The sequence below is a fragment of the Klebsiella michiganensis genome, assembly GCF_002925905.1.
In the GTDB taxonomy this organism is placed as follows: domain Bacteria; phylum Pseudomonadota; class Gammaproteobacteria; order Enterobacterales; family Enterobacteriaceae; genus Klebsiella; species Klebsiella michiganensis.
In genome coordinates, this window is sequence record NZ_PRDB01000017.1 from 123,953 (window position 1) to 149,941 (window position 25,989).

Consider the following 25,989-nt stretch of genomic DNA (forward strand, 5'->3'; position numbering starts at 1 on the left):
TTGTAGCGTTTTTTACGCTGGAGCACCCGGTCGCTGGCGGTTAAACTTAAAAACATCCAACCTGATTGAAATTCGACATTATATGGAACTTAGAGCGACAACATTGGGCAAGCGTATGGCTCAGCATCCTTATGACAGGGTGCAACTTCTTAATGCCGGAGTAAAGGTTTCCGGTGATAGCCATGAATATCTTATACCTTTCAATCAGTTATTATCAATTCATTGCAAGCGTGGGCTGGTTTGGGGGGAGCTGGAGTTTACCCTACCGGGCGAGAAAGTTGTGCGTTTGCACGGTACCGAATGGAGTGAAACCCAGCGCTTTTACCATCATCTGAACACGCTCTGGCAGCAGTGGAGCGCGGAAATGAGCGATATTGCCGCTGATGTACTTCGCCAGCAGCTGGCGGAAGTGGCGCGTTCCAGCGCGGAAGGTAAATGGTTGACGCGTCAGCAGGTAAGCGATATTCAGCGCAAAATACGCCATGCGCTGAGCGGATTACCAGTGCCGACAGTCCGTCTTGATGCTTTTGATAACTGCCGCGAGCTATGGCGGCAATGCCAGAGTTGGTTGAGTAATACGGAAAAAGCCAGGCTCGAGCATAACCAAACTTTTACGGAATCCATGCTGGAGCAATACCGCGGATTTTTTGCCGCAGTGGAATCATCGCCGTTGAATCCGGCTCAGGCACGCGCAGTCGTAAACGGCGAGCGTTCGTTATTAGTTCTGGCGGGTGCCGGAAGCGGTAAAACTTCCGTGTTAGTGGCGCGCGCAGGCTGGTTATTGACCCGTGGCGAGGCGGCGGCTGAGCAAATTCTGCTACTGGCGTTTGGTCGGCAAGCCGCGCAGGAGATGGATGAGCGCATCCGCGAGCGCCTGGGCACTGAAGAGATCTCTGCGCGTACTTTTCACTCCCTTGCCCTGCACATTATCCAGCAGGGCAGTAAAAAAGCCCCGACGATCAGCAAGCTGGAGAGCGACAGCGCTGCACGGCAAAAACTTTTAGTACAGAGCTGGCAGCAGCAGTGCCAGGAGAAAAAAGCGCAGGCGAAAGGCTGGCGATTGTGGCTGGAGGAGGAAATGGGGTGGCAGATCCCTGAAGGGGATTTCTGGCAGGACAAAAAGCTGCAACGTCGTGTTGCCAGCCGCCTTGACCGCTGGGTTAGCTTGATGCGTATGCATGGCGGCTCGCAGGCTGAGATGATTGCCGGGGCCCCTGAAGAGGTACGCGACCTTTTTGGCAAGCGCGTTAAGCTGATGGCCCCTCTGCTAAAAGCGTGGAAAACGGCGTTAAAAGATGAAAACGCCGTCGATTTCTCCGGCCTGATTCATCAGGCGATCAATATTCTGGATAAAGGGCGGTTCGTCAGCCCGTGGAAGCATATTCTGGTGGATGAGTTTCAGGATATCTCCCCGCAGCGGGCATCCCTACTCGCCGCGTTACGTCGGCAAAACACGCAGACGACGCTGTTTGCCGTTGGCGATGACTGGCAGGCCATCTACCGTTTCAGCGGTGCTCAGCTCTCTTTAACAACGGCCTTTAATCACTATTTTGGCGAAGGGGATTGCTGTGCGCTGGATACGACGTACCGATTTAATAGCCGGATAGGCGAGATAGCCAACGGGTTTATCCAGCAAAATCCGCACCAGTTAACGAAACCACTAAACAGCCTGGTCGCAGGGGACAAAAAAGCGGTGACGTTATTGGCGGAGGACAAACTCGACGATCTGCTTGATAAAATGAGCGGCTATGTCAAACGAGAGCAGCGGATTTTATTGCTAGCGCGCTATCATCATTTGAAGCCGGCGGCGCTGGAGAAAGCCGCCACGCGCTGGCCGCATCTGCAGCTCGATTTTATGACTATTCATGCCAGCAAAGGACAACAAGCTGATTACGTCATAATTCTTGGCCTTCAGGAGGGGGATGATGCGTTTCCTGCACCGGCGCGTGAGTCGATTATGGAGCAGGCGCTCTTACCGCAGCCGGAGGATTTTCCCGATGCCGAAGAGAGGCGTTTGCTGTATGTCGCCATCACCCGCGCCCGCCTGCGCGTATGGCTGTTGTTTAATAAAGAGCAACCTTCGCCGTTTGTTGAAATGCTAGAGGCGCTGGATGTGCCGGTAGCAAGAAAGCCATGATGGCTGGCGGCGTGGCCGCCAGCGGGGCTTATTTCAGACGCTCTGCAAGGTAGCGCTGATAATCAGGGATCAGGATATCAACGGGGTCGCTGAAGTGCGGGGACTGGATAATAAAGTCGGCGGTTGAGACATTGGTGGCGACGGGAATATTCCATACCGTCGCCAAACGTAATAACGCTTTAACATCCGGGTCGTGCGGCACGGCATTTAGCGGATCCCAGAAAAAAATCAATACATCGATTTTACCTTCTGAAATCAGCGCACCCACCTGCTGGTCGCCGCCCATGGGACCACTCAGCATCGCATGCACCTCCAGCCCGGTTGCGCGTGACACCAGATTTCCGGTCGTTCCTGTCGCCGAGAGCGTGTGTTGCGCCAGCAGTGGCTGGTGGCGCTCGACCCACTTCATCAGCATATCTTTACAGTGATCGTGAGCAACCAGCGCAATATGCTTGCGTGCTGGCAAGGTACGTGTTGTTAGTTCCATCATTTCATTCCACATTTTGGCCTGTAGACAGATTACTGGAAGTGACTGTTGCTGCAAGCGTCGGGATGAAAAAATTTGACGCATCTGCAGGTCAGGACTCATGCGGGTTCATCCGGATTAGCATACACTTGGGCTAAATAGCAGGAGGATGATGATGAAAGAAAACGATATCGCAGGTATTTTGACCTCGACACGGACTATCGCCCTGGTGGGGGCAAGTGACAAACCTGACCGCCCAAGCTATCGGGTGATGAAGTATCTTCTGGAGCAGGGATATCACGTCATTCCCGTTTCCCCTAAGGTTGCGGGTACCACGCTGCTGGGGCAAAAAGGGTATGCCACGCTTGCTGACGTGCCGGAAAAAGTGGATATGGTCGATGTTTTCCGTAACTCAGAAGCGGCCTGGGGCGTCGCCCAGGAGGCAGTGGCTATCGGTGCGAAAACGCTATGGCTACAGCTGGGGGTAATCAATGAACAGGCGGCTGTTCTCGCCCGAGACGCCGGTCTAAATGTGGTGATGGATCGCTGTCCGGCGATAGAGATCCCGCGATTAGGATTAGCCCGTTAAACCTAAAACCCCGCCTGGCGGGGTTTTTTATTATCAATATTGATTAAGTTATTTATGGTCAATATTTTAATTAAAACTACATCGAAACGTTTCTTTATTTTAAAATAAAACCCATTGTCTTTGTGGATTTAACAGGCATCGTCCAGGTTTTATCTCCCTTATTACTTAAAATTTCCTTGCGAGGATAATTTATTTCTTATAAATAAACCATAGAAAATATATGGGGAATCCTTATAAAATATTTTAAAGTTTAAAAAAATAATTGTTTTTTCTCATGTCATTTATATGACTAATATCACAGATATTTTTGGCGTAGCGTTAAAATGGAGGTTTGGTGATATAAGAAATGTATTATCCATGATTTTATCTTCATTGTAATAACCGTGAGCAATCATTTTTCTTATGGTCTATATTAACATCTCAAAATGTAAGTTTATTATTTTAAGTTGTTGTAATTTAAGTAATTTAATTTATTACAGAATGTAATTGGATTATTTTGCTTTCACCTTGCGGGACTCCGTTAAGTGGTATATCTAATAAGATGCATAATTAAGAATTATCTCATACCTCTGACTGCGTCTTCATCTCAAGGGTGCAACCTGATGAAAAATATAAATGTGACAGTGAAAGAAACTGGTGCTGAATACACCGTCGATGGCAATCAAGTTAATCTCAATACGCAGTCAGTGGTCCTCCTGCACGTTAAGCGTGAGGATATTCGTTCATATACCCGACAAGGTAATGATCTTGTTCTAAAACTCCAAAACGGTGACACCGTTACAATTAAAAACTTTTTCGTTGTGGATGAGCATGGACAGCACAGTGATTTGGTTCTTATGGATGATGAGACCGGCGCGCTATGGTGGCTAGAAGGTGCGGGTACCGATGGGGCACACTATTCGCTGATTAGCGATCTTTCAGAAGTCATCGCGACCGGTGGCGCGGGACAAAGTATTGCCGGTTGGGTCATGGCTGGTGCGGCTTTGCTGGGTATTGCGGCAATGTTCGCCGGCACCTCAAACAAAGACCACCACTCTTCGGTTTCTGAAAGCGATTCTGATGCTGACAGTGATTCAGACTCCGACAGTGATACGGATGCTGACAGCGATAGCGACTCTGATTCAGACAGTGATTCTGATTCAGATAGTGATTCCGATTCTGACAGTGATTCCGACTCGGATTCAGATAGTGATTCGGATGCTGACAGCGACGCGGATAGTGATTCTGATGCTGACAGCGACTCCGATACTGATACCGAGCTACCTACCGCGGCACAGAACATAGCGGTCATTGACAATGTGGGCCCCATCACCGGTGTGCTGCATTCTGGTGATGTCACTGACGATACGACCCCGGAGATTAAAGGGACAGCAGAGGCTGGGGCAACGATAACGATTTATGACGGCGATACCAAACTGGGTTCTGTCGTCGCGGATGAAAATGGCAACTGGAGCTTCACGTTACCGGAGCTGAGCGAGGGTTCCCATAGCCTGAGCGCGACGGTGACGGACAAAGCCGGCAACGTCAGCGAACGTTCGCCGGCGTTTGAACTGACCATCGATACCACTGCGCCGGCAGCCAGCATTCCGCAGGTAACCGACAATGTTGCAGAGCACACCGGCCAGCTGCAGAGCGGGGATCTGACTAACGATGCGACGCCCACCCTGAACGGCACGGCGGAAGCGGGATCCACGGTGACGATCTATGACGGCGACACCGTGCTGGGCACAGTGGTTGCCGGCGAGGATGGACGCTGGAGCTTCACGCCAGCTAGTCTGGAGGAAGGCGCCCACAGCCTGAGCACTACGGTAACGGACAAAGCCGGGAACGTCAGCGAACGTTCGCCGGCGTTTGAACTGACGGTAGACACTATAGTGAACCCGGTTAGCGATCTGCAGGTAACTGATAATGCAGGAGAAGACACGGGTACACTGAACAGCGGTAGCGTGACGGATGATGATACACCAACCTTGAGCGGTACGGCGGAAGCGGGCGCCACGATCACAATTTATGACGGTGATACCGTACTGGGCACCGCGATTGCGGACGAGGACGGACGCTGGAGCTTTACTCCTGACGCCCTGGCTGAAGGATCCCATAGCCTGAGCACCACGGTGACCGATCTGGCCGGCAACGTCAGCGAACGATCCCCGATATTTATATTAACTGTCGATCTTAGCGATGACACCGACTCCGACAGCGACTCGGATTCAGACAGTGACTCTGACTCCGACAGTGACTCAGATTCTGACAGTGACTCGGATTCCGACAGCGATTCGGACTCTGACAGTGATTCCGACTCCGACAGCGACTCGGACTCTGACAGTGATTCCGACTCCGACAGCGACTCGGACTCCGACAGCGACTCCGACTCCGACAGTGATTCGGATTCCGACAGCGACTCTGACTCCGACAGTGATTCGGACTCAGACAGCGACTCCGATTCCGACAGCGACTCGGATTCTGACAGCGACTCGGATTCTGACAGCGACTCAGATTCTGACAGTGACTCTGACTCGGATTCAGACAGCGATTCGGATTCTGATAGCGACTCCGACAGCGACTCGGACTCCGACAGCGATTCTGATTCGGACAGCGATTCCGATTCTGACAGTGATTCCGATTCTGACAGTGATTCCGATTCTGACTCTGACAGTGACTCGGACTCTGACAGCGACTCGGATTCCGACAGCGATATCGAGGCCATCCCCGATAGCAACAGCCCGGACGTTGTCGCGCTGGAAGGTAACCTGAACAACGTCAGCGGTACCAGCGGTCAACTGGTTGGCCTGACGTTACTCAGCACCGTCGATGTCTCGCTGCTGTCGGGCAATAATCTGCGCTTTAGCGTGGGTTCCGGAACCGTTGAGGATATGACGGTATCGGTGAACGGCAACTCGCTGCTGACGGCGAGCGGATTGCTGACCACTATCGTCAACCTGCTGGGAGCAGGAAATACCCTGACGGCCGATCTGTCGGTGGTGAATACGGCCACCGGCGAAGTCGTGGCGATTGCGGAAAACAGCGTCTCTATCTCGGCGAGCCTGCTTGGCGGGCTCTCCTATAACGGCACGGTCTCCTTCGCCAATCTGCCGGCGGGCGACTACACCATGGTTATCTCTGCGCCGGAAAGTAACGGCCCCCTGGTATCGTTGATCAACGCGCTGGCGGCGGCCCAGGTGGCAAGCTTCGTCAACGTGGACGTGACGGATTCGGTTGGCTACAGCGTCGGCGCCATTGAAGGTAACGTGCTGGATACCACAGCCAGCGGCGATATGCAGGATAGCGGTCAGGGCATCTCGGTCACCAGCGCGGTATCTGACTCCGTCGACGGATCGACCCCGGTTAACGTGACCAGCGCTGGCGTCAATATCACCGGGGCTTATGGGGTACTGACGATTCACTCTGATGGCAGCTATAGCTACCAGTTGACCAAAGGCGGGGCCGCTATCGGTCAATCGGATGTCTTTAGCTATACCATTACCGATGAAGCGGGCAATACCTCGACGACTAACCTGACGATTAATATCGGCGGCAACATCGAACCGGCGCAGGCCAATCCGGATGCTCAGGAAACAGATCTGACCGCGACGTTCGATACCCTCAACGGAGAAAGCGGTACCGTTGGCCAACTTGTCGGCGTCTCGTTACTTGGTTCCGTCAACGTTGGCTTACTCAACGGCAATAGTTTTGACTTTGACGTCGCCGCGGGGGCAAACGAAAAAGTGCTGCTCGCTGTCTCTGGGACCACCGGCCTGAGCCTGGGCGCGGCCCTGAGCACGTTGCTGAGCCTGCTGGGTGGCGCATCGTCCTTTACGGCGGATCTCTCTATCGTCGATAAGGCGACCGGCGAAGTGGTGCAGGTTCTGACCAACGCCGTCAACATCAATGTTAATGGACTGGGTCTCAGCCTGGGCTATAGCGGCGGCGGCTGGTCCTCAATGTTACCTTCAGGGTCGTACACGGCGGTGGTCTCTTCACCGAATACCGGCGGTCTGTTGGGCGCGCTGCTGGACCTGAACCTGGGCACCTTTGTCAACGTGTCGGTCACCGACTCTGAGGGCTATCACACCGACAGCCTGACGGGGAACGTCCTGCAAAGCGATGGCGACGGCGATGTGGCGGACACCGGGGTAAATATTAAGGTGACGAGCGTCACCGCCACCTCGGTGACCGACGCCGATCCGGTATCGGTCACCAGCAGCGGAACGACGATAGCCGGTGCCTGGGGATCGCTGACCATCCATAGCGACGGTAGCTATACCTATCAGCCGTACGGCGGAGTGAATAGCGTCGGCCAATCGGAGGTCTTTACCTACACCATAACCGACAGTCTGGGCCACACGGCGAGCACGACGCTGACGATCGATATCGACAGCCCGGCTTCGCTGGCGGTGAATGATGTCGTTGCGCTGAACGTGGCAACGGCGCTGGCAACGGTGAATGTTCCGGCGATTGACACCGCGGGGCTGAACACAAGCGGTAAGTCGACAACGGGCGGAGTATCAGCGAGTAAGTCGATTAGCTTTAGCGTGGGGGCCGATCGCGAAATGGATACCCTCTCGGTGAATGTGAACTACACCGCAAGTGGCTCGGTGGTCAATACCGTCAGGATTGACAGCACGGTCAGTATTTATCATGTGCTCGGCGACGGCAGTAAGGTTCTGGTGTGGCAGGGGGTACCGACAGAAAATCTGACCACGATTATCGGCGCAACAGCTAGCGCTACGGATACGCTAACGCTAACGGGTGTGGCATTGAGCGAAGGAAATTACGAGATGGTCCTGGCTTCGAAAGCCACCGCCACTCTGGATTCTTTCTTAACGCCAGCGCCGAATTATACGGTTGGAGCTTCTATCACCGGTACAACGTTCGATACCGCAACGCATTATACGGTGGCAGGAACCAACGTCAGCGGGAATATCCAGAACGGAAACAACTCGGGCGGTACGGAAGATTTCCATGGCGTGCTGTATGCCTCATACACCGTCGCCGGACATACTTCCTCTGGCAGTGCCGAATCCTGGACCTTCAACAGTAATGGCAGTATCACCACCAGCAACGGTAGCGCAGTAACCGGAAGCAGCGTCACAATTTACGGTGACTATGGCACCCTGACGATGGCGAATAATGGTTCTTATACCTACAGTCTGAAGGCAGGGATGGATGTGTCGACAATCACGCACAAGGAGGTCTTCGCCTACACGGTAAACGACAGCAATGGCGTTTCTTCCGCGGCGACGCTGACCATCGATCTGCATCCGCAGATTACCGGCAGCGTGAACGGCGACGATATCCACAGCACCGCTTATGACGATACCTTCACCCTGGGTATCGGGGCCGACACGGTGGTTTACAACCTGCTGGCCGATGACAATACCGGCGGCAACGGCAGCGATACCTGGAAGGATTTCTCGGTTGCGCAAGGGGATCATATCGATGTGTCGGCGCTGCTGGTTGACTGGGATGGGAACAGCAGCAGTCTGGGCAACTATGTGACCCTGAGCTACGTTGGCAATAACACGGTGGTATCCATCGACCGCGACGGCGGGGCCGGTGACCATCAATCAACAACCTTAATTACGCTGGAAGGGGTGCATATCAATTCGCTCAACGAGCTGCTTGATACAAATAACTCCAACTAATCGGCGTTATAGCGAACGGCACACGGAAGTGCCGTCCAGATTATTTATTGCGGAGGAATGAATCGGGCAGCGATCCGGGAGATAGCAGACCGTTATTTAATAAAAATAATGATGCGGAAATTATTATATCCGTTTTTTCAGTGCGTGAATTCTGAAGGGTAAATTTGATGCGTCTATTTAAACAAAAAAGGAATGTCATAACCTGCGGCTATACCGCTCTCTTTATTGCTTTGAATCCGCCGTTTTCAGGTCATGCGGAAAATTCATACTTGATGCCGAATGATATTAGCAGCCAGCGTTTAACCGATAGCCAACAGGTCGCGGGGTACAATGAAGAGATTATTAATAGCCAGACCCGAATATCCGGCCCGCTGGATATTAAAAAAGCGGTAAAAAATGCGGTCAACTGGCATCCGGCGATTACCCAGGAGGTCAGCAAACTCCAGGAAATGGCGCAGAAAGTTGACGTGGCGAAAGCCAAATATTACCCGCAAATTAGTGCGGGTATGAATAATGGTTATAGTAATACTTATTCTGATGCCGGATATACGCCATCGCTGGTCGTCTCGGTATCGCAAATGCTTTACGACTTCGGCAAAGTGTCCAGTTCGGTCAGAGCCGCCGACTCCGGCGTGGCCCAGCAGCAGGCCACCGTCATGCTGAATATCGACCAGGTCGCTCACGACACCGCCGCGGCGGTAGTGCAGGTGCAGGGCTATCAAAAGCTGGTCGACATCGCTAAAGCGCAGGTCGATTCGCTTAAACAGATTGGCGATCTTATTCGCCAGCGCAACGATGCGGGGGCGTCATCATTATCGGACGTTGTGCAGACCGATACCCGCGTGGAGGGCGCGCAATCTACGCTCCTGCAATATCAGGCGGCCCTTCAGCGCTGGAAAGCCACGCTCGCGACCTATATCGGCATCGGCGGCATTGCCACGGTGACGGATGACCTTCCGCAGGGGATGGACGCCGCCTGCGCGGTATCCAAAATCGATTACCGCTCTGTTCCGGCGGTATTAGCGGCGCTGGCCCAGGCCGGCCAGGCTCAGGCTCAGCTGGATAACGCCAACGCGCAAATGCTGCCGACGATTTCCCTTGAGCCGGAAGTCACCCATTACCTCAACGATAACTACGCCAACAGCGCGGTACTGAATAAAACGCAATACTCCGCCTGGGTGAAAGTGCAAATGCCCATCTATCAGGGCGGTGCGATGACCGCCTCCCGCGACGCCGCCCAGCAAAGTCTGGCGGCGGCGAATGCGGCGATCAAAACCGCCCAGCTGGACGCCAGCCAGAAGCTGAACGCCTCTCGCGATGAAGCGGTTAATCTTGCCCAGTCGCTGGGGATTCAGAAACGTCAGCAGCAGCTGGGTGAGCAAACCCGGGCGCTGTATCAGGATCAGTATCTTCAGCTCGGCTCGCGGCCGCTGCTGGATCTGCTCAACGTCGATCAGGAAATTTACCAGGCCAGATTTAGCCAGGTCCTGACGGAATCACAACTGCGTTCGCTGGAGCTGGACTGCCTGTTCAGCACCGGCAAGATGCGCTCGGTGTTCGCGCTGGAAAAGCAAAATATCCAGGGCGTGGAGATCCGCCCATGACCTCACAAAACGAACGCGCCGGGATACCGCATTTGCTCGATTGGTCTAATGCGATTGCTTTTATTGCCAACCACTATCGACAAAGCTTTTCTCCCGGCACGCTGCATGCCGCCGCCGAGTGGGCGACGCAGAAAACCCTGCCGGAGGCGCTCCGGCACCTGGCGCGCCACGCCGGGCTAAACTGCCAGTTTTTATCTCCGGGCGATGAGAAAATGTCGGCCTGGCGGCTACCGCTGGTCGTCCAGCTGCGCGACGGGCAAGTCGCCGTGCTCGAAAGCTTTGACGTTAATAACGCCGTCGGGGTGCGGTTTGTGAAGGAGCTCGCGCTGCTCAGCTACTGCCCGCTGGAAACCCTGCTGCCGGAAATTGAAAAGACCATTGCGTTTCGCCCGTCAGCGCCGGAAAGGGATATTCGCACCGAGAGCTACCTGGCCCGCTTTCAGCCGGACTGGCTGCGCAAAATTGTGCTGAAAGATATTCGCCCCTATCTGCACGTGATGCTGGCGTCTTTTGCCATAAACGTTCTTGCGCTGAGCGGTATTCTGTTTTCGATGCAGGTTTACGATCGGGTGATCCCGGCGCAGTCTTATCCCACTCTTTATGTCCTGTTCAGCGGCGTATTGCTGGCGGCGGTATTTGCTTTTGTGCTGAAAATTATGCGCGGGCACGTCACGGATCTGCTCGGCAAACGCGGGGATATTCGCGTTTCTGACCGGGTCTTCGGCCACGCGCTGCGCCTGAAAAACAGCGCGGTACCGCGCTCGACGGGGAGCTTTATTTCGCAAATCCGCGAGCTGGAGCAGGTGCGCGAAATGATGACCTCAACGATGATGACCATCGTGGCGGATTTACCGTTCTTTTTGCTGTTTCAGGTGGTGCTGTTTATCGTCTCGCCGTGGCTAAGCTGGATTGCGCCGGTGGCGACGATTCTGATGATCCTGCCCGGCCTGCTGCTGCAGCGCAAGCTCGCGGCGCTGGCCAATAAAAACCAGCATGAAAATACCTTGCGTAACGCCATTCTGGTGGAAAGCATTCAGGGGTTGCAGGACATCAAAATGATGCAGGCGGAAAGCCGCTTTTTGCATCAGTGGAATAGTTATATTGCCATTACCGCCGAGTCGGGGGTCAAAACGCGCAGGCTCACCCACGGCCTGGTCAGCTGGGGAATGTCGGTGCAAAACCTGCTCTATGCCACGGTGGTGGTGGTCGGCGCGCCGCTGGTGATTAATGGCGACATCACCACCGGGGCGATGGTGGCGGCATCAATGCTCTCGACCCGCATGGTGGCGCCGATGACCGCGCTGTGCGGCGTACTCGCTCGCTGGCAGCAGGTGAAAACGGCGAAGGCCAGCCTTGATAACCTGATGGCGCTGCCGGTCGAAGGGGGGCAGGACGAAACCCGGGTTCACCGCGCCGTGCTGCACGGCAACTACGAGTTCCGGCAGGCGGAATTCCGCTACGGCCTTAACGATGCCGCGATCCCGCTGCGTATCAACCAGTTATCCATTAAAGCCGGCGAGAGAATCGCCATCCTTGGGCGAATCGGCGCCGGTAAATCGACCCTGCTGCAGGCGATGATGGGCAACGTCGAGCTGGTTTCGGGCGAGCTGCGGCTGGATGATTTAAGCCTGCCGCAGATCGACCTCGCGGATATTCGCCGCAACGCCACCTTGCTGACCCAGGAGGCGCGGCTGTTCCACGGCACCCTGCGCGAGAACCTGATCCTCGGGCGACCGGCGGCGACGGATGATGAAATCTTCTCGGTGCTTACCCTGTGCGGCGCGCTGGAGTTTGTGCGCAAACTGCCCCTCGGTCTTGAACACGTCATTATGGAAGGCGGGCTGGGGCTTTCAGGCGGCCAGCGGCAGTCGCTGCTGCTGGCCAGGACGCTGCTGCGCGATCCGAACATTATCCTGCTCGATGAACCGACCTCGTTTTTCGACGAGCGAACGGAAAAGGCCTTTGTGGAACAGCTGGCGCAGTGGGCCGGCGATCGAACGATGATCATCGCCACGCATAAAGCGGCGGTGCTTAATATCGTCGACCGGATCCTGGTTATCCAGGACGGGCAGCTGGCGCTGGATAAACCCAAAGCAACGGTTTTTGAGCAAGAGAAAGCCCGCGGCCAGGTGGTGAATATATGAATAAAATCCCCCTGATGGCCGATCACGACCCGGTGGCGCTGCTGCCGGATAGCGAAGAAGACGAGGCGAAAATTGTTAAATCGCGGCGGCTGATTCTCCTGCTGGCCGTTATGCTGCTGGTGGGCGGCGTCTGGGCATGGTTCGCGGTACTGGACGAAGTCTCAACCGGTACCGGAAAAGTGATCCCCAGCTCGCGGGAGCAGGTGATACAAACCCTCGACGGCGGTATTTTAACCGAGCTGAACGTACGAGAAGGCAGCAAGGTACAAGCCGGACAGGTTGTGGCGCGCCTCGATCCCACCCGCAGCGAATCTAACGTCGGCGAAAGCCAGGCGAAATATCGCGCCTCGCTGGCGGCGAGCATTCGCTTAACCGCCGAGGTGAACAATCAGCCGCTGGCGTTTCCCGACTCCCTGAAAGCCTGGCCCGCGCTGCTGGCGGAGGAGACGCGTCTGTACCATAGCCGCAAAGAGCAGCTGAGCAAATCGACGCGCCAGCTGGATGAGTCGTTAAAACTGGTGAATAGCGAACTGGCCATCACCGAAAGGCTGGCGAAAACCGGGGCGGCGAGCAATGTCGAAGTGCTGCGTCTTCGGCAGCAGGTCGCGGATATTAGTTTTAAAAAGATCGATCTCAATACCCGCTATTTTGTTGACGCGCGTGAACAGCTGTCAAAAGCCAATGCCGACGTGGCCAGCCTGGCGGAAGTGATAAAGGGGCGCGCCGATTCGGTCACGCGCTTAACCGTCCGTTCGCCGGTGCAGGGGATCGTTAAAAATATTAAGGTCAATACGATTGGTGGGGTTATTGCGCCCAACGGCGAGCTGATGGAAATTGTTCCGGTCGATGGCCGGTTATTAATCGAAGCGCGAATTTCACCTCGTGATATCGCTTTTATTCATCCTGACCAGCAGGCGCTGGTGAAAATTACCGCCTATGATTATGCCATCTATGGCGCGCTGAACGGCGTGGTGGAAACCATATCGCCGGATACCACTCAGGATGAAGCTAAACCGGATGTTTACTACTATCGGGTGTTTATTCGCACTGACTATGATTACCTGGAAAATAAAAGCGGCAAGCGTTTTTTAATTGGCCCGGGAATGATTGCCACCGTTGATATTAAGACCGGCGAAAAAACGGTCATGGATTATCTGGTCAAACCGTTTAATCGGGCAAAAGAAGCCTTAAGGGAACGTTAATCAACGGGCGAGCTTCTTATCGGCTACGGGCCATCGCCGTTTGCGGTCCGCTAGCCCGGATAAGGCGCGTTGAGCGCTGCCTCCGGGGAGTGTGCCGGGCCGAGCCATCGGCGCAATATCTAAAATGGGTTTGTTTGCAGTCTCTGATAATAATTTTTAAACATTCAACGCATTCTTGAATAAACGGAGAGGGGAAGATGGCGCTAAGTGATTTACTGCAACAAGCCTGCTTTCAGGCGAAAAAATTAAAATCCACCGTATTGCCTTCTGACTATCCGGCATGGGTAATCTTCTTTAGCGTCAGCGATGGCCAATCACGCGCACATATGCATATTTCTCGCGGTACCAGCTTCGATCTCGCGTGGCTGGCGGGGGCCAGAGCGCTGCAGGAGTGGCGTAAAAAACAGGACCGCGAACCGCAGTGGCTGCGGGTTGACGTCGTGGACAGCGTGGAAAAGCTCAGCTGGCAATCCCTCAATGAAAAATTCATGGTCACCAAGCGTAACTATTTTCGCTTTGGCCTCGCGTTTGACCCGCAGTTTAATTGCGCAATGCTCGAGCAGGAAATTGCCGGCAACGCGCTGCTCTACGATGGCGATAACGGCGTCGTGGCGCCGAATAGCGTCAATCTGGAAAACTACGCCCGGCGGCGGTTTAAACAGACGCTTAGCTGGCCGCAGGATCCGCAGCAGCCGCTCTGGCGCTTTAAAACGCAGGGGATCTTCTGCGATCGTTTTGGGACAAAAGTGATGGAGCAGAGCGGGCGAGGTTCCGGCTATCGCGTTATCGGGGAAAACTGGCAGGACGAGTGCCTCGCCGAGGTGATTAAAAAAGGCACCGATTATCTTGCCCGTCAGGTAAAGCAAGACGGCCTCTACCATTACGGCTGGTTTCCCTGTTTCGACCGCCCGGTCCGATCCTATAACGCGCTGCGCCACGCCAGCTCCACCTATTCGCTGATTGAGGGCTGGGAAGCGACCCGTCAGCCGTCGGTTCGTCAGGCGATAGACCGCGCGATTGCGTACCTGGTTAACACGCTGATTGAAGTACGGACGCTGGACGATGGCCGCGAGGCGGCGTTTCTCTGCGACGTGGGCGATGAGATCAAGCTCGGCGGTAACGCGGTAAGCATCCTGGCGCTGGTGAAATACACCGAAACGACCGGAGACCGGCAATATCTGCCGCTGATGGCGCAGCTGGCGACCGGCATCGCCTTTATGCAGGATCCGCTCAGCGGCCAGTTTGTTCACGTATTGAATAGCCACGATCTGTCGCTGAAAACCAAATTCCGCATCATTTATTACGATGGCGAAGCGGCTTTTGCTCTTATGCGCCTGTACGGCCTGACCAAAGCGCCGCAGTGGCTGGAGATGGTGGAAAAAGCCTTCGCCTATTTCATTAAAAATAAGCACTGGCAGCACCATGACCACTGGCTGAGCTACTGCGTTAATGAGTTAACCCGCTTTCGCCCGGAAGAGAAGTACTTTCGCTTTGGCCTGAACAACGTGCGCGATCATCTTGATTTTGTGCTGCATCGCGTCACCACCTATCCCACGCTGCTGGAATTAATGATGGCGGCGTCTGAGATGGTGACCCGTCTGGACGCCTCGCCCGAGCATCGCCATCTGCTGGCGGATTTTGACCAGCAGAAGTTCTGGCAGGCGCTGGAAGTTCGGGCGCGCTATTTGCTGAACGGCTTCTTCTGGCCTGAGCTGGCGATGTTTTTTAAAAATCCCGCACGGATCGTCAACAGCTTCTTTATTCGCCACCACAGCTACCGCGTGCGTATCGATGACGTCGAGCACTACCTTTCCGGTTTTATCGCCTATCAGAAATACCATTTAGCGGCAAAAAAGCCGCTGCTCCCGCAGGACGACGCGCCGCCGTTGAATAACGCGATCCCCGTTTTTCTGCTGGAGACGCTGCGCGACGTCGGCAACGGTATTGAGGTGGCGGCCATGCGGCGGGCGAAGCTCTTTACCGAACATTTGCGCACCGTGCCCTGGATAGTTACCGCGACGTGGAATCCCGAATTGTCCAGAGCGGTGCGGGCGCTGAAAGCACGCGGCGCGCTGCCCGAAGAGGTGCCGGTTTATAACCTCTATGAGTGGCTCAGCGATTGCTTTGAGATGAACGCGATCGCTGCGCTGGCGCCGCTGGTGGGCAATATCGAGCTCAGGCATGCCGTCAATCCCGGCGCGGATGTCGCGGTGGGTAAACACAACTTCCTGCTGCGTCCGCAGGGGAGAATCATCGAAGACTACATTGATAGCGCCGGCAATATTCTGCTGCGCAAAAGCCTTGACGAGAAAAAGGGCAACGTGCAGCTAAGCCATCTTGAAATTGCCCTGGCGGGCGGTGAAGTCAAACGCTTTGCTCAGGAAGAGGCGTTTTATGCGTGGATGCTGGAAACCCGGCTGGCGGAAAAAGGGCGCTGGCATTTTATCGTCGATAAAAATAAAACGTGGAAAAGCTTCGTCTGCTCGCGGCCCGCACAGCGCATGGCGTGTACGCTGAGCGCGATTATTCACTCCCATCATCAGCTGTCTAACGGCGCGCTGAAAAGCTCCTACCGGCATATCCTCGAACAGCCGGAGCTTGTCGATCGGCTGATTGTCCTCACCGATGAGCAGTGGCAGGACCTGCAGCTGGAGGGTTTCCCGGCCGCGCGGATGGCGGTGATCCCCAATCATCTCGATAACGGCAATATTCCGGCGAACCCGCAGAAAGCGCCGTCGCAGACGGTCATTTATCTGGCGCGCTACTCGGAAGAGAAGCAGCATGCCTTGCTGCTGAACGCCTTTCGTAAAGTGCTGACGGCGATCCCCGATGCGCAGCTGCACACCTACGGGGTCGGTCCGCTGCGGCGCAGCTTAAGCGCGCGGGTGGCGGAGTGGGGGCTGGAGAAGGCGATCCATATCAACGGCTTCACCTCCGACATCGCGCAGGCGCATAAAACGGCCTGCTGCGCGGTACTTTGTTCGACTCAGGAGGGGCAGTCTCTCTCCGCCGTGGAGGCGATGGCCTACGGTACGCCGCTGATTAGCTTTGCCATTAAGTACGGCCCGCGCGACATCCTGCAGGACAGGGAGGCGGGGATTCTGGTGCCCTGCGGCGATGAGGAGGCCCTGGCGGCGGCGCTGATCGCCGTTATCTCCGACAAGTCGCTGCAGCAAAGTATGCAGCAGGCCGCGCTGCGCAACGCCCAGCGCTACTACGGCAGCGCTATCGCCGGACGCTGGGCGGCATGGCTGCAGACAAGCGAGCGTCAGCTGGATGCCGGCGCGGAGCGCGGAAACGGGCTGGAAAAAAAGCGTCCTCGGGCGGTTAACGTTGGCTAACCGTCAGCGCCTTTTTTATTCCCGCGGCCCTCAGGCGTGGCGATGAGGCGAGTCATCGCGCTCCTGCTGGCATCCTGCTGCTGTTCGCCGCTGCTGGCGCGCGATGTGGTGCAGGTTTCCCGCTGCGTTCCCGGCTCTTTGCTTCATGGGCATAGCCTGGAAAAAGCGCACGTCGTGGATGACTTTCATATTTACTACAGCCTGCAGGGTAGGGACGCCCTGCAATATCCGCAGGATAGTACCGGCGAGGGCGTGCCGGATGTCGTGAAAGACATTGCGAGCCAGCTCCAGGCTGCGAAATATCTCTACACCTCGCTGCTGGGCCTGCGCTCGCCGCTGCAGCAGAAAATTTATCGCCAGGCCCGACAGATCAACATCTACCTGCTGACGCTCCCCAAAGGTCACGGCCTGGCCTTCGATCGGGTGGCGGCAGAAACCATGGGTGACGGAACGGCGCTGCCCTGCGGCTTAAAAATTGTCCTTAACGCCGCGCTGCGGCCGGCGCGCAACATTACGCCAGCGCATGAGTTATTTCATTTGTATCAATACGGCTACGGGGTTTTTAAACAGAAATGGTACCTGGAAGGTATGGCGCGCTGGATGGAAAATACCTTCAGACCCGCGCAGGAAAGAGTCGTGCCTTCACCCGGGGAGGTTGCCTGCGAGAGCAACGTTTCTCGCGGCTATAGCGCGGCCACCTTTTGGGCCAGCTATGCGCAGCAGGCGTTTGCCGCCACGCTGGTGCCGGATAACGCGCTGGCGTATCGCTATGTCGACGGCAGCCCGGTGTTTCAAACCCGGACGGTGCCCGGCGGCGCGATGCTGGCGCCTTTTTTTCAGCAGCTTGCGCTCAGCAGCCGGCGCATTTCTGGTGAAATGAAGCTGCCCAATATCCGCTGGAGTGAGCAGCAGCAGCGCGACGGGCGGTACAGTCGCCTGATTTGCCAGGCGTTAGCCGCGACGGCGCAGAATAAAAAATAAGCGGTATGCTCACTCATTCTGCTGGCTGCGCGGGCCCGGATTTTGAATAAAGCCTGTTCATCTTTTCCGGCAAATCAATAATATCCGTCAGGATGCCGCGCGATAAATGGATATAGCCGTCACTCTTCAGCTTCGATAATACCCGCATGATGCCGCTGCGGGACAAAAAAGAGTGGTCCATAATATAATTCACGGCAGTGATGTTGTTTTTAATTGCATTTGGTTCATCAATAAGTTCGAGCAGATGGCTACGTATAATTTCGTATGCGGAGAGTTGTGATATCGTCATGCAATGGGCATAGACTTTGGCCGAACTATAATCCTGCAGCATCGCCAGTGATTGCCAGAGATGATATTTGATGACCTGCTCATGAAAAAAACGTTGTGGAATCAAAAGTAAGCGCGATGTTTCTTTCGTTTTAACATACAGATGGCGGGTATATGCCAGCTGGCAGCTGGCGCCAAAAATAAACGGTGCGCTTTCAGCATTAAGGATCATCCCATCGCTTATGCGTTTTAACGCCACGCTCCCGTCGAATAAAATGAGGCACTGTCTTTCACCATTCCGCGTCAGGCTGATGTTGCGTTTTTTGCTAATGGTGCAGGGCGTATGCTCTTTAGCGATTATCTCAATCAATTTTTCAATATGATCGGTGGGTTTCACGACTTTGCTTAAAATTTCATCGCGGAGCAGCGAGTGATTATTCCTCTTCATTGTTACCCTTTTAAAACAATGAGTTGAAAATATTATTGAATGGATATTGTACGCGTCTAATAATCAATAATATGCTTTCTGTTGGCAACTTAACGAACATTGCCAGGATTATTTTCCTGCTATAAATTACGATTGGTAATCTAAAACCTGTAATTCATATTAGTCAATATAAATTGATTTTTTTTATTGTTTTTTTAAGCCAGGTAGATCTTTTTTTTGCGGCTGGTCTTTTTGCGCAAAAAGTCATGTTATTGCGCGTGAGGAATTTCTCGCTTCGTTTTTGATTTTTTAACGCGGCGATAAGCGGAGTGAGTCAGGTAGGTATATGTGTTTATTAAATAAAAAAGCGCGGCGTTTGTTTTTTATCCTATTTGCCGCATACGCGGCGGCAAGGAGGAGATGAAAATAGCCAACGGGGTTTTAAACCTGGCGGTATCCAGGCGTAAAACCCACAAATGACTAGTTGCGCAATCGCGGCGCCTGCAGCTGCTGGCGAATGGTTCTGGCCAGTTCGTCCAGCGACGGCTGTTCAGGATGTTCGTCGCTGGGCTCGCTGCTCAGCTGCGCTTCTGCGAGATAAGTGTGAATCGGCTGGCCATCATCGTCTTCCATCACCACATGATACCAGGGCGCAAGGCGCAGTTCGTCGTTAGCGGCGATTTCATCCTCTTCCGGCTCCGTGAGCGAGTACTCGGGATCGACATCGACGATCACGCCCAGGTAGCCCAAAAGCGTGTGGCGAACTTGTTGGCCGATACCGAATTTGCTGGCTATCATAAGCACCTCCTGGGAGACATGATTACCTGCTATATGCGGGCCGATTCTCCACTTTTCAAGTTACATGATGCGGCAAGCAAACCCTTTCAGATACAGTCCTTCGGGGTAGGTTGCTATCACCGGGTGGTCGGCAGCCTGGCGGAACTGTTCTATAAATTGTACATCACGTCCGGCATCCAGGGCGGCATCGGCAATGATTTTCTGAAATAAATCGGTGGTCATCAGGCCGGAGCAGGAGAAGGTCAGCAGGACGCCGCCGGGATTCAGGAGCTGAATCGCCAGCATGTTGATGTCCTTATAGCCGCGGCAGGCGCCCATCAGCTGGCTTTTGTTTTCAACAAACTTCGGTGGATCCATCACAATCACGTCAAACTTTTCGCCGGCGTCGCGATATTTCCGCAGCAGCTTGAAGACGTCGTCGCGGATGAACTCCGCTTTAGACAGATCCAGCTTGTTCAGCTCAACGTTCTGCTTTGCGACGTCCAGCGCCTCCTGCGAGGTGTCAACGCTGACAACCTGACGGCAGCCGCCCATCAGCGCGGAGATGGCAAAACCGCCGGTATAGGAGAAGCAGTTCAGCACGCGCTTATCGGCGACGTAGCGACGGGTCGCCAGGCGGCTGTCGCGCTGGTCAAGGTAATAGCCGGTTTTGTGGCCGCCCTGAATATCTACCAGCAGCTGCATACCGTGCTCGGTAATCGGCAGCAGGGCAGGCGGCAGTTCGCCGACAACCGGCCCCTGCGCCAGCTCCAGCCCCTCTTTTTTACGCACCGCGACGTCGCTACGATCGTAGATAGCGCAGTTCGGAAACAGCGTTTGCAGCGCGCTGACAATCGACGCCCGCTGGTATTCGGCACCGGCGCTCAGCAGCTGCAGTACAAAAAAGTCGCCAAAACGATCGATGGTCACGCCCGGCAGGCCGTCGGACTCACCGGCTATCAGGCGATAGCTATCGAGCCCGTCGCGGGCCGCCAGCCACTCGCGCCAGGTGTGCGCCTGCTGCAGGCGACGTTCGAAAAAGGCGTTATCAATGGCTTCATTGCGATCGAAGCTCCAGACGCGGGCGCGGATCTGTGAAGACGGCGAATAGGCGCCGCGGGCCAGCCATTTTCCCTGCGAATCAACGATATCGATGGTCTCACCTGAACGGGCTTTACCTTCCATCCGGGCGACGGCGCCGGAGAAGATCCACGGATGGCGACGCAGCAGGGATTTCTCGCGTCCTTTGGTTAACACTAAGCGGGGGAAAATGGAGTCTGTCATGGGGCTACCTTTAAGCAACGGGAATGTCGGCACCGAAAAAATGGCGCGTAGGTTAGCACAAGTGGCTGAGGCAAGCACCATTCCACCGGTATCGACAAGTGAGCGTTTCGGCACAAAACGCAGGCGCTTTGGCACAATAAAAAACATGCCGGGATCTTACAGTATTTCCTCACCTTACGGAGGAAAATACGATGAAAACAGGATTGAAGGTCGCAGCCGCGATGATGGTTATTATGAGCGGGACGGTGATTGCCGCGCCGTTTAGCGTCAGCAGCGCGGATATGCGCGACGGCCAGACGTTGGCGCAGACGCACTGGTTTGGCGGTTTTGGCTGCACCGGCGGCAATATTTCACCGCAGATCGCCTGGAAAAATGCTCCGGCGGGTACCCGCAGTTTCGCGGTGACCGCTTACGATCCGGATGCGCCGACCGGGAGCGGCTGGTGGCACTGGACGGTGGTGAATATTGCCCAACAGGTGACTGGCTTAGCCGCTGGCGCCGGAGACAAAAATAACGCTAAACTGCCCGCCGGGGCGATACAGGGGCGCAATGACTTTGGCTATGCGGGTTTTGGCGGCGCGTGTCCGCCCGCCGGAGATAAACCGCATCGCTACCGCTTTACGGTATGGGCGCTTGATACCCCGACGTTGCCCATTGATGGCGAGGCCAGCGGGGCGTTAGTCGGATTTATGTTACACAGCCACGCTATCGCCAGCGCGCAGTTAACGGCGCTGGCCGGAAGATAATAAAAAGGGCGGCATGATGCGGAACATCCATTTTCACCATAACGCGTTAACGGCGGCGGAAATCACTACCCGTCGTTTATGCAAACTGCACCGCGTCACGCTGTTCTCGCCCGCGATCTGCCGGGTAAACCGCGGCAGTAAGGTCATTGTGCAGGGTGCCAGCGAGATGCTGGCAACGCCGCAGCAGCTGATTATTTTGCCCGCCGAGGTTGAGCTCGAGGTGATTAATCAGCCGGAAAACGGACTGTTTTGCTCCGACCTGCTCTCTCTCACGCCGGAACTGCTGGCGGATTTTAAGCACCGCTATATGAGCGAGCCGCAGACCGGTCGTCTGACGTCGCTTTGCGCGCCGCTGGCGACGGAAATGTCGTTTATGTGGCAAAGCGTCCTGCGGGCGGTACGGGAGGGGCTCAGCGCCGAGCTGCAGCACCATCAGGCGATGGGATTGCTGCTGGCGCTGTATCAGGCTGGCTACGCCGGGCCGCTGCTCAACGAGCGGCGCGAGGACATAACCGGTCAGGTCAGGCAAATTATTATGCTGTCGCCTGCCGAAGCGTGGAGCGTGGCGAAAGTGGCTAAAATGCTCTTTCTTGGCGAATCGACGCTGCGCCGTCGTTTGCAGCAGGAGTCCCGGAGCTTCCGCCAGATCGTGGAAGAGGTCCGTATGGCCTACGCGCTGGGGCAATTACAGTCGACGTCGCGACCCATTGGCGACATTGCGCAAAGCAGCGGCTACCTGTCAGGCTCGCGCTTTAGCGCTCGTTTTCGTCAGCACTATGGATTATTACCTAAGCATGTACGCTGACGGAATTTGCTATCCTCTGTATTGAGTCATTGGCCGAAAAGGGGGGAACATGGCAACGGTTTGCACGATGGCGTGGGTATACGGCTCCGTTCAGGGCGTCGGGTTTCGCTATTCGACCCAGCGCGAGGCGCTGCAGCTGGGATTAACGGGATACGCGCGCAATCTCGACGACGGCGGCGTGGAGGTTCTGGCCTGCGGAGAACCGGACCAGGTGGAGAAACTTATTGCCTGGCTGAAGGCCGGTGGGCCGCGCAGCGCGCGGGTGGACAGGGTTCTGACCGAGCCCCATCAGCCCACCAGAGAGTGGCAGAAATTCGCCATTTTGTATTAGATGCATTTAACCGGTTTAGGCAGTCCGGCGATTTTTGTCGCCTGCTTAGCCGGGCCTTTCGGGAACAGGCGGTAGAGATAGCGGCTGTTGCCTTTCTCTTCGCCAAACTTGTTCGCCATGGCCTTCACCAGCATACGAATCGCCGGTGAGGTGTTAAATTCCAGATAAAAGTCGCGCACAAAGCGCACCACTTCCCAATGCTCAACGGACAGGCTGATGCCCTCCTGTTCAGCGATAACGGCCGCCATCGCTTCGTTCCACAGGGTTGTGTCCTTTAGATAGCCTTCGCTATCGGTCTCTATTTCATTGCCTTCAAAGATAAACATGATTCTTCACATACCGCTGAAAATGGCGGCAGTGTAGCAAAAAATAAGGCCCCGCATAAGCGGGGCCTGAGTACAGACGGGGAGAGGATTAGTCTCTGCTGGCGAAGCCAAGGATGCTCAGCAGGCTGACGAAGATGTTGTACAGCGAGACGTACAGGCTAACGGTCGCGCGGATGTAGTTGGTTTCACCGCCGCGGATGATGTTGCTGGTCTCAAACAGAATGGCGCCTGAAGAGATCAGGATAAACACCGCGCTAATCGCCAGATGCAGAGCCGGCAGCTGCAGGAAAATGTTGGCAACCATACCGATAAGCACGACCACCACGCCCGCCATCAGCATTCCGCCGAGGAAGGACATATCTTTACGGGTGGTCAGCACGTAGGCCGAGCAGCAGAAGAACACCAGCGCGGTACCGCCCAGCGCCAGGCCAATCAGATCGCCCATACCCGCAGACAGGTAGGCGTTAAGCATTGGCCCCAGGATGTAGCCCAGAAAACCGGTAAAGGCGAACGCGGAAATGATACCCGTTGGCTTATTCGCGGTTTTATAGGTCAGGAACATCAGGCCGTACATACCGACCAGCGTCAGAATCAGACCCGGAGAAGGCAGCATCAGCACCGTGCTGGCCGTCGCCGTAATAGCGGAAAATGCCAGCGTCAGGCTAAGCAGGAAATAGGTGTTCCGCAGAACTTTGTGCGTGCTAAGTAGCGATGAACGGTCTCGCGACGATGTAATTATACGATCCATGAGTCACTCTCTTATGACAGATGTAATTAATAACGAAGCATAAAAAAAACAGGGCCTAAGCCCTAATGCTTTTACCCATCTTTACTCAAAGTCAGCGGGCTGAATGCAGCACATTATTCCAGGAAAATCGGGATAAGTGGCATTTTTATTTGTTCGCCTTCCGGAGTCAGATCGAAATCTGATAACTCACTGAAAAATATTGCGTTATAGCCATTCTGCGACTAACTCTGGAGAGGGTACTCACGAAGCGTAACAAAGGCAAGGGATATGAAAACACAAAAATATAATCACATCACACGCGTACTGGTGGCCGTCGGTCTGTTCTCCATGGTCATCCCGGCGCTGGCCGCTCAGGTACCCCCGGGAACGGCGTTGGCCGAAAAGCAAGAACTGGTCAGAAATAACGGCAGCGAACCGTCGTCGCTGGATCCGCATAAAGTGGAAAGCGACGTTGAAAACAACATTATCAGCGATCTTTTTGAAGGGCTGGTCAGCGTATCGCCAACAGGAGAGATTGAGCCCCGGCTGGCGGAGAAGTGGGAGAATAAGGACAACACCGTCTGGACGTTCCACCTGCGTCCCGGGGTGACCTGGTCCGACGGTACGGCGATCACGGCGCAGGATATTGTCTGGAGCTGGCAGCGTCTGGTGTCGCCGCTCACGGCGTCGCCTTACGCGAGCTATCCCGGCAATATGCATATCGTCAACGGGGCAGAGATAGCGCAGGGCAAAAAAGCGCCCGAGACGCTGGGCGTCAAGGCGCTGGATGATGCCACCTTCGAGGTGACCTTAACTCAGCCGAATGCGGCGTTTTTGGCGATGTTGGCGCACCCGTCTCTGGTTCCGCTCGATAAAGTGCTGATATCGCGCTACGGCGACAAATGGACCAAACCGGAGCATATGGTGACCAGCGGGCCCTATAAGCTGTCGCAGTGGGTGGTGAATGAGCGCATTGTGGCCGAGCGCAATCCGCGCTACTGGGATAACGCGCATACGGTCATCAATAAGGTGACGTACCTTCCGATAAGCTCTGAAACCGCCGACGTCAACCGCTATAAGGCGGGAGAGATCGATATTGTGTATACGGTACCGATTAATCAGTTTGCCCAGCTCAAAAAAACCATGGGCGATCAGCTGGATGTTTCGCCGCAGCTGGCCACCTACTATTACGAATTCAACATCACCCGGCCGCCGTTTAACGACCCCCGCGTACGACGGGCGCTGAATATGGCCCTCGATAAAGACATTATCGCGGAGAAGGTGCTGGGGCAGGGGCAGCGTCCGGCCTGGCTTATCAGCCAGCCTGACATCGGCGGGGTAAAGCTGCACAATCCAGAGTACGCCAGCTGGCCACGCGATAAGCGTATCGCCGAGGCGAAAAAGCTATTAAGCGAAGCCGGGTATAATGAGACCCATCCGCTGGTCTTTAATCTGCTCTATAACACGTCCGAATCTCACCAGCGAATTGCCATCGCCGCCAGCTCAATGTGGAAAAAGAACCTTGGCGTTGAGGCGAAGCTGCAAAACCAGGAGTGGAAGACCATGCTCGACGCCATGCATACGCATAATTTTGACGCCGTGCGCTACGCGTGGATAGCCGACTATGACGACGCCGCGACGTTTCTCAATAACTTCCGCACCGGCGACAGTGAAAATACCAGCCAGTACAGCAACCCGGCCTACGATGAGGCGCTGCGCAATGCGGCAAAAGCCTCTGACACGACGGCACGGGGCAAGTTCTACCAGCAGGCGGAGGATCTGTTAGGTCAGGATGTCCCGGCCATTCCGGTCTATCACTACGTGCGCACCCATCTGGTCAAGCCATGGGTAGGGGGATTTACGCCGGATAAGCTGGGGTATTACTACACCAAAGATATGTACATCAAAAAACATTAACGCGAAGAGGGCGGTTTGCGCTGAAAATCTGCGCAAACTGCCTGAATTTCAGACGAATAACGCGTTTTTGTTTAATTTTAAGGCAGTTGAATAAATTGGTGCTTTACAGCCTGAACAGAGGTGTTTATAGTGCGCCTCATTGGAAGCGTGGCCGAGCGGTTGAAGGCACCGGTCTTGAAAACCGGCGACCCGAAAGGGTTCTAGAGTTCGAATCTCTACGCTTCCGCCAAATTCTAAATAAAATCAATAGCTTGAAGAATGGTTTTGATTTTA

18 protein-coding genes and 1 tRNA gene are annotated in these 25,989 nt (G+C 54.9%); 13 read left to right on the top strand and 6 right to left on the bottom strand.

The window, feature by feature from the left end:
- The first annotated feature begins 82 nt into the window (after window positions 1-82).
- A complete protein-coding gene (gene helD, locus CDA56_RS25720; RefSeq protein WP_032695058.1) occupies window positions 83-2,137 on the top strand; it encodes a DNA helicase IV in 2,055 nt (684 codons plus the stop codon).
- Between the two features lie 28 nt (window positions 2,138-2,165).
- On the opposite strand, the gene mgsA is transcribed toward helD, so the two are convergent.
- Window positions 2,166-2,624, bottom strand: a complete 459-nt coding sequence (gene mgsA / locus CDA56_RS25725) for a methylglyoxal synthase (RefSeq protein WP_014228668.1) — start codon at window positions 2,622-2,624, stop codon at window positions 2,166-2,168.
- Between the two features lie 154 nt (window positions 2,625-2,778).
- Between mgsA and CDA56_RS25730 the strand changes: the two genes are divergently transcribed.
- The 7 genes from CDA56_RS25730 (at window position 2,779) to CDA56_RS25760 (ending at window position 18,109) form a co-directional block, all read left to right on the top strand.
- Window positions 2,779-3,192, top strand: coding sequence for a CoA-binding protein (locus tag CDA56_RS25730; RefSeq protein WP_014228669.1), 414 nt, complete (start codon window positions 2,779-2,781; stop codon window positions 3,190-3,192).
- A 602-nt stretch (window positions 3,193-3,794) separates the two neighbouring features.
- Complete coding sequence (locus tag CDA56_RS25735) at window positions 3,795-8,837, top strand: Ig-like domain-containing protein (protein WP_103815007.1); 5,043 nt, start codon at window positions 3,795-3,797, stop codon at window positions 8,835-8,837.
- A 167-nt stretch (window positions 8,838-9,004) separates the two neighbouring features.
- Window positions 9,005-10,441, top strand: a complete 1,437-nt coding sequence (locus tag CDA56_RS25740; RefSeq protein ID WP_014228671.1) for a TolC family outer membrane protein — start codon at window positions 9,005-9,007, stop codon at window positions 10,439-10,441.
- Window positions 10,438-12,585 (top strand): type I secretion system permease/ATPase, encoded by a 2,148-nt coding sequence (locus tag CDA56_RS25745; protein WP_046877472.1) that lies wholly within the window; start codon window positions 10,438-10,440, stop codon window positions 12,583-12,585. The genes CDA56_RS25740 and CDA56_RS25745 overlap by 4 nt, the downstream gene beginning before the upstream one ends.
- Entirely contained in the window at window positions 12,582-13,787 is a 1,206-nt protein-coding gene (locus CDA56_RS25750) for a beta-barrel domain-containing protein (protein WP_004849542.1), read from the top strand. The genes CDA56_RS25745 and CDA56_RS25750 overlap by 4 nt, the downstream gene beginning before the upstream one ends.
- A 197-nt stretch (window positions 13,788-13,984) precedes the next feature.
- On the top strand, window positions 13,985-17,128 hold the full coding sequence (locus tag CDA56_RS25755) for a glycosyltransferase (RefSeq protein WP_103815009.1): 3,144 nt from the start codon (window positions 13,985-13,987) through the stop codon (window positions 17,126-17,128).
- A 42-nt stretch (window positions 17,129-17,170) separates the two neighbouring features.
- Window positions 17,171-18,109, top strand: coding sequence for a peptidase (locus CDA56_RS25760; RefSeq protein ID WP_103815011.1), 939 nt, complete (start codon window positions 17,171-17,173; stop codon window positions 18,107-18,109).
- 13 nt (window positions 18,110-18,122) lie between these two features.
- Here CDA56_RS25760 and CDA56_RS25765 read toward each other — a convergent pair whose 3' ends face one another.
- The 3 genes from CDA56_RS25765 to rlmI all read right to left on the bottom strand — a co-directional run bounded on the left by CDA56_RS25765 (window position 18,123) and on the right by rlmI (window position 20,864).
- Window positions 18,123-18,824 carry a helix-turn-helix domain-containing protein gene (locus CDA56_RS25765; RefSeq protein WP_064375144.1) on the bottom strand — a complete coding sequence of 234 codons (702 nt, stop codon included), beginning with the start codon at window positions 18,822-18,824 and terminating at the stop codon, window positions 18,123-18,125.
- 459 nt (window positions 18,825-19,283) lie between these two features.
- Complete coding sequence (gene hspQ / locus CDA56_RS25770) at window positions 19,284-19,601, bottom strand: heat shock protein HspQ (RefSeq protein ID WP_009651933.1); 318 nt, start codon at window positions 19,599-19,601, stop codon at window positions 19,284-19,286.
- 60 nt (window positions 19,602-19,661) lie between these two features.
- The gene (rlmI, locus tag CDA56_RS25775) at window positions 19,662-20,864 is read right to left on the bottom strand and encodes a 23S rRNA (cytosine(1962)-C(5))-methyltransferase RlmI (RefSeq protein WP_064358353.1); all 1,203 of its coding nucleotides are present in this window, start codon (window positions 20,862-20,864) and stop codon (window positions 19,662-19,664) included.
- Between the two features lie 191 nt (window positions 20,865-21,055).
- Here rlmI and CDA56_RS25780 point away from each other — a divergent pair, with 191 nt between their 5' ends.
- The 3 genes from CDA56_RS25780 to yccX are packed head-to-tail and all read left to right on the top strand — an operon-like array spanning window position 21,056 to window position 22,746.
- Window positions 21,056-21,610 carry a YbhB/YbcL family Raf kinase inhibitor-like protein gene (locus CDA56_RS25780; RefSeq protein ID WP_014228676.1) on the top strand — a complete coding sequence of 185 codons (555 nt, stop codon included), beginning with the start codon at window positions 21,056-21,058 and terminating at the stop codon, window positions 21,608-21,610.
- A gap of 16 nt (window positions 21,611-21,626) precedes the next feature.
- On the top strand, window positions 21,627-22,415 hold the full coding sequence (locus CDA56_RS25785) for a helix-turn-helix transcriptional regulator (RefSeq protein ID WP_064358392.1): 789 nt from the start codon (window positions 21,627-21,629) through the stop codon (window positions 22,413-22,415).
- Window positions 22,416-22,464: 49 nt separating this feature from the next.
- Entirely contained in the window at window positions 22,465-22,746 is a 282-nt protein-coding gene (gene yccX / locus CDA56_RS25790; RefSeq protein WP_004849561.1) for an acylphosphatase, read from the top strand.
- Here yccX and tusE read toward each other — a convergent pair.
- Together tusE and yccA are read right to left on the bottom strand one after the other, a co-directional pair.
- Entirely contained in the window at window positions 22,743-23,072 is a 330-nt protein-coding gene (tusE, locus tag CDA56_RS25795; protein WP_004849563.1) for a sulfurtransferase TusE, read from the bottom strand. The two genes, yccX and tusE, sit on opposite strands and share 4 nt — an antisense overlap.
- Window positions 23,073-23,160: 88 nt before the next feature.
- Window positions 23,161-23,820: an FtsH protease modulator YccA gene (gene yccA / locus CDA56_RS25800; RefSeq protein WP_004100829.1), complete on the bottom strand. Its 660-nt coding sequence runs from the start codon at window positions 23,818-23,820 to the stop codon at window positions 23,161-23,163.
- 267 nt (window positions 23,821-24,087) lie between these two features.
- On the opposite strand from yccA, the gene CDA56_RS25805 reads away from it, so the two are divergent.
- Both CDA56_RS25805 and CDA56_RS25810 read left to right on the top strand, forming a co-directional pair.
- Window positions 24,088-25,716: an ABC transporter substrate-binding protein gene (locus CDA56_RS25805; RefSeq protein WP_049083497.1), complete on the top strand. Its 1,629-nt coding sequence runs from the start codon at window positions 24,088-24,090 to the stop codon at window positions 25,714-25,716.
- A gap of 141 nt (window positions 25,717-25,857) precedes the next feature.
- Window positions 25,858-25,945 (top strand) — tRNA-Ser (locus tag CDA56_RS25810).
- The last annotated feature ends 44 nt before the right edge of the window (window positions 25,946-25,989 follow it).

Coding starts and splice junctions, on each gene's coding strand:
- helD (WP_032695058.1), top strand. CDS start 83: ATGGAACTTAGAGCGACAACATTGGGCAAGCGTATGGCTCAGCATCCT.
- mgsA (WP_014228668.1), bottom strand. CDS start 2,624: ATGGAACTAACAACACGTACCTTGCCAGCACGCAAGCATATTGCGCTG.
- CDA56_RS25730 (WP_014228669.1), top strand. CDS start 2,779: ATGAAAGAAAACGATATCGCAGGTATTTTGACCTCGACACGGACTATC.
- CDA56_RS25735 (WP_103815007.1), top strand. CDS start 3,795: ATGAAAAATATAAATGTGACAGTGAAAGAAACTGGTGCTGAATACACC.
- CDA56_RS25740 (WP_014228671.1), top strand. CDS start 9,005: ATGCGTCTATTTAAACAAAAAAGGAATGTCATAACCTGCGGCTATACC.
- CDA56_RS25745 (WP_046877472.1), top strand. CDS start 10,438: ATGACCTCACAAAACGAACGCGCCGGGATACCGCATTTGCTCGATTGG.
- CDA56_RS25750 (WP_004849542.1), top strand. CDS start 12,582: ATGAATAAAATCCCCCTGATGGCCGATCACGACCCGGTGGCGCTGCTG.
- CDA56_RS25755 (WP_103815009.1), top strand. CDS start 13,985: ATGGCGCTAAGTGATTTACTGCAACAAGCCTGCTTTCAGGCGAAAAAA.
- CDA56_RS25760 (WP_103815011.1), top strand. CDS start 17,171: ATGAGGCGAGTCATCGCGCTCCTGCTGGCATCCTGCTGCTGTTCGCCG.
- CDA56_RS25765 (WP_064375144.1), bottom strand. CDS start 18,824: ATGAAGAGGAATAATCACTCGCTGCTCCGCGATGAAATTTTAAGCAAA.
- hspQ (WP_009651933.1), bottom strand. CDS start 19,601: ATGATAGCCAGCAAATTCGGTATCGGCCAACAAGTTCGCCACACGCTT.
- rlmI (WP_064358353.1), bottom strand. CDS start 20,864: ATGACAGACTCCATTTTCCCCCGCTTAGTGTTAACCAAAGGACGCGAG.
- CDA56_RS25780 (WP_014228676.1), top strand. CDS start 21,056: ATGAAAACAGGATTGAAGGTCGCAGCCGCGATGATGGTTATTATGAGC.
- CDA56_RS25785 (WP_064358392.1), top strand. CDS start 21,627: ATGCGGAACATCCATTTTCACCATAACGCGTTAACGGCGGCGGAAATC.
- yccX (WP_004849561.1), top strand. CDS start 22,465: ATGGCAACGGTTTGCACGATGGCGTGGGTATACGGCTCCGTTCAGGGC.
- tusE (WP_004849563.1), bottom strand. CDS start 23,072: ATGTTTATCTTTGAAGGCAATGAAATAGAGACCGATAGCGAAGGCTAT.
- yccA (WP_004100829.1), bottom strand. CDS start 23,820: ATGGATCGTATAATTACATCGTCGCGAGACCGTTCATCGCTACTTAGC.
- CDA56_RS25805 (WP_049083497.1), top strand. CDS start 24,088: ATGAAAACACAAAAATATAATCACATCACACGCGTACTGGTGGCCGTC.